Source organism: Microcystis sp. M53598_WE2, from assembly GCF_030067735.1.
Taxonomy (GTDB): domain Bacteria; phylum Cyanobacteriota; class Cyanobacteriia; order Cyanobacteriales; family Microcystaceae; genus Microcystis; species Microcystis aeruginosa.
The window spans coordinates 1-3,794 of record NZ_JASJFE010000428.1 but is presented as its reverse complement, the minus strand read 5'-3'; the positions used below and the strand labels follow the sequence as shown (position 1 = coordinate 3,794).

General features: G+C 40.3%; 6 protein-coding genes. 2 read left to right on the top strand and 4 right to left on the bottom strand.

Annotation, left to right across the window (positions count from 1 at the left end; genetic code table 11):
* Positions 1-50 precede the first annotated feature (50 nt).
* Complete coding sequence (locus PX636_RS09080; RefSeq protein WP_288116816.1) at positions 51-1,004, bottom strand: branched-chain amino acid ABC transporter permease; 954 nt, start codon at positions 1,002-1,004, stop codon at positions 51-53.
* Between the two features lie 199 nt (positions 1,005-1,203).
* On the opposite strand from PX636_RS09080, the gene PX636_RS09075 reads away from it, so the two are divergent.
* Positions 1,204-1,374 (top strand): hypothetical protein, encoded by a 171-nt coding sequence (locus PX636_RS09075; RefSeq protein ID WP_288116814.1) that lies wholly within the window; start codon positions 1,204-1,206, stop codon positions 1,372-1,374.
* Between the two features lie 307 nt (positions 1,375-1,681).
* Complete coding sequence (locus PX636_RS09070) at positions 1,682-2,254, top strand: manganese efflux pump MntP (protein ID WP_002802463.1); 573 nt, start codon at positions 1,682-1,684, stop codon at positions 2,252-2,254.
* Positions 2,255-2,280: 26 nt separating this feature from the next.
* Here PX636_RS09070 and queC read toward each other — a convergent pair whose 3' ends face one another.
* The 3 genes from queC to PX636_RS09055 are packed head-to-tail and all read right to left on the bottom strand — an operon-like array spanning position 2,281 to position 3,649.
* Positions 2,281-2,973 (bottom strand): 7-cyano-7-deazaguanine synthase QueC, encoded by a 693-nt coding sequence (gene queC / locus PX636_RS09065; RefSeq protein WP_002799117.1) that lies wholly within the window; start codon positions 2,971-2,973, stop codon positions 2,281-2,283.
* Positions 2,973-3,335 (bottom strand): hypothetical protein, encoded by a 363-nt coding sequence (locus PX636_RS09060; RefSeq protein WP_002781773.1) that lies wholly within the window; start codon positions 3,333-3,335, stop codon positions 2,973-2,975. The genes queC and PX636_RS09060 overlap by 1 nt, the downstream gene beginning before the upstream one ends.
* On the bottom strand, positions 3,332-3,649 hold the full coding sequence (locus PX636_RS09055) for a hypothetical protein (protein ID WP_002799114.1): 318 nt from the start codon (positions 3,647-3,649) through the stop codon (positions 3,332-3,334). The genes PX636_RS09060 and PX636_RS09055 overlap by 4 nt, the downstream gene beginning before the upstream one ends.
* Between the last annotated feature and the right edge of the window lie 145 nt (positions 3,650-3,794).

Sequence of the window (3,794 nt, the reverse complement as noted above, 5' to 3'; positions counted from 1 at the left end):
TATTATATCATTAATTAAAAAGGAATCCAATCGACAACATTGATCCATGACTAGGAATCAAATTGACTAAGAGAGGAACGTCTTTTAAAAGGAATTAGTTTTTTGATTAATTCAGGTGTAATTAAGCCTTGGGGATAAAAAATCGTTCCCAAAACGATTAAAATTCCAAAAATAATCAAACGACCATCGCGCAAGAAATTCCCTAACCAAATTGGTAAACCATTCACGCCACCGAGGGCGCGTAAAACTTCGGGCAAAGCAGTTAAAACAATGCCTCCCACCACCGGCCCGACAAAAGTTCTTGAACCACCAATTAAAACGAAAGCCAAGAAAATAATACTGGCATCAAAAGTTCCCTGACGGGAATTCCAAGTATTGAGAAAATGGGCGCTTACCGCTCCCACCACTGCCGCTAAAACTGCCCCGAAAGTGAAGGATAAAACTTTGTGATAGGTGGGATTAATTCCCATAGATGCAGCTGCCAATTCATCGGCACGAATGGCATTAAATGCCCGACCAATTTTGATGTTTTCTAACCGATAGAGAAACAGCATAGTTAGGAATAAGAGGGGCAAGGCCAGCCAAAGGTAGGCTAATTGAGTATTGAAAGGTTGGGGAATGGCGAAAATACCGACCGCACCGCCAGTTATCTCGAGATTAAGGGCAATAATTCTCAAAATTTCTACCCAGGCGATTGTGGCAATAGCTAAATAAATCCCTCGCAAACGGAGAACAGGAATACCTAAAACTATGGCTAATATTCCCGCAATAATGCCAGCAATTAACATTTCTAAAAAGACCAAATTAAGGGGATAATTGCTACCAGTATTAGTAAAAACTTTCGTGGAAAGAATGGCGGCAACATAACCACCTAAAGCGTAAAAACCGGGGGTTGCTAAGGATAATTGACCGGCCATTAAGGGCAGATAAATTGAAATGCCTAATATGGCTCCAAATATCATTGAAACAATTAAAAAACCATAGGTGTTAAAAAAATCAGCCATATTTTCAGTGAGCGGTTATTGAGTGCTTAAGTTAGGGGAGTCAATTAGCTAATTTTATCACCGTTCTCTCCCACCTCATTCTCCGGTAATTCTCGAAATTATCATAATTTTTTACTTGGCACTTTTCCTATATGGTAGCGTTCGCCACCTTAAAAGCAGACGGGATGATCGATGATGGGAAAAAGTATCTTCTTTAACTTTGTCCTGGAAAAAATTCGGGGGAATTTATAAAACAGCAGCATTGGTTCCTCGGACTCATAAGGCTGAATTTCCCGATAAAATCACAGTAACGGGCGAAAAAGTCCTAGAAGCTGAGTATATCATCAGTTTTACCCCAGAAGCGATCCATCAGGTGCAGGCGATCGGTTAGAAACCAGTAATGTGGTTTTAAACGTTTTCAATTCGATCCTCTCACTAATTAAGTAGCTGGTTATAATTAAATTAAAAATGGATTTTAGGTTCGATCCCCCCTGCCCCCCTTGATAAGGGGGGTGCCGATCCCCCCTTAGTCCCCCCTTTAATCCCCCTTGATAAGGGGGGCATCTGACAACTTTTAACGCCTACCTACTTAGGTTAGAGAAATGATAGATAAATGAGAGGATCATGAGAGAAATATGAAAGTTTTCTGGGTAAAAATTAGTTAAGATAAGGGGAAATTAAAGGATAAACAACTATAGATGTTTACTTCACTCGAACTTTTAACCACTTCCTTTGTTGCCGTGGGATTAGCCGCCGATGCCGTGGCCGTTTCTCTGACCAGTGGCCTGATGATTCGTCATATTCATGTTAATAAGGCTTTGAAAATTGCTTTGTTTTTTGGGGGATTTCAAGCAATTATGCCGATGATTGGTTGGGGTATTGGTCTAACTTGTCGCGATTTTCTTGCTTCTTTTGACCACTGGATCGCTTTTATTATTCTAGGAGCGATCGGCAGTAAAATGATCTACGAAGCTGTTCAAAATGATGACGAGGAAAAAAAATTTAATCCTCTAGATTCCTATACTTTAATCGGATTAGCGATCGCTACTAGCATCGATGCTTTAGTAGTTGGTTTGGGTTTATCGATGATTAAAACTCCCTTACTTTTAGCTTGCACTGTCATCGGTTTTATTACCTTTGCTTTATGTTTTATAGCTGTTTTTATCGGGCATAAATTCGGTAATTTATTTAGTCAAAAGGTGGAAATTCTCGGCGGTTTAGTTTTAATATTAATCGGCAGTAAAATCCTCATTGAACATTTAATTGCCTAGATTATCTCCATTTTTCACTATCCTCCCTATTTTCCCCGGCTGTTTTTCAACAGGGGAGTGGCTAATTCGGGATAACCAGCCTCAATTAAAGCCTGATCTCTGATGCGACAGGAATCGCATAAACCGCAGGGTTCAACTTCTCCTTGATAACAAGACCAAGTATCAGCAATGGGAACCCCTAAACTAACAGCACGACGGACGATATCTACCTTACTATCCATCACCAAAGGGGCAATTAATTGGGGTGCTTTCCCTTCTAAACCCGCTTTCGATGATAAATTAGCTAAAGTTTGAAAGGCATCTAAATACTCGGGACGACAATCGGGATAACCGGAATAATCCACCGCATTAATTCCTAAATATATCGCCTCCGCTTCCCTTGCTTCCGCTAAAGAAAGAGCGATCGAAATAAAAACTGTATTTCTCCCCGGCACATAGGTAATCGGGATAATATCTGGGTTAATTCCCTCTTGGGGAATAGCTATAGATTGATCCGTTAAAGCGGAACCTCCCCACAAAGATAGATTGACTTCGATCAGATGATGTTCTTTAATATTGAGGAAATTAGCAATTTTTTTCGCCGCCGCTAATTCACGTTCGTGTCTTTGTCCATAACGAAAGGAAAGGGCAATTAATTGATAACCAGCAGCTAGAGCGATCGCTGCTGTTGTCGCTGAATCTAATCCCCCGGAAAGTAAAATAATCGCCTTTTTTGTCATTATCCTAATGTCACCTGTGTTTGTTGATAATTAGCTACTAAGATAAATTGTTTTAGCCACCGCGAACCTAACAAAATCTCCTTAATTGCCTCCCCTGCAAAGACGGGAATTTCGTATTCCTGACCATCAATTCTTACTCTGCCTAAATATATATCAAAAAATGCTTCTCCTTGAGCGGTTATCAATTTATTTTGTCGCAAAAAACGCCAATCAAGACTGTCAGCATCTTGACTATTTATGGCTAAAAACTCGGTAAAACCCGTATCCAGCATAACTTCTGCGGGTAGAATCAATCCATCATCGCCAACTAAATCGATATCAAAATAAATTTGTCCTTTGGTTCCAAATCTCCCTTCAATCATATTCTGCCACTAACTCCAGTTTCATTAATGCCAAAGATGTGATGAATTTTGTCGGGATATTTTGCCCTTGCTTTTTTACTGGCCACTTCTTGATCGGGATCGATAAAATAATCGCCGCTATCGGGTTCGATCGCAATGTACCAACCATAATAATGTTTCATTAACCGGGGCTGTAAACTCTGAAAAATCGGCCAACAACGATGATAAAATTCTAATTGTCGGGCGCGATGTTTGGCCTTTTCTTCCTCTGTAGATTGCATCTCTGGAAAAACTCGACCACGACGCACTACTCGTTCAGAATTGTTGTTAGACATAGTATTTAACCTCTTGTTAGTCAATTAGGGTTTGGGAATTATGAATTATGAATTGGGGATTGGGGAGAATAAATAAAAAGTAATCTCCTGACTTGAAAGAGGGTGTAGGGTGTAGGGTGTAGGGTGTGGGGTGTGGGGTGTGGGG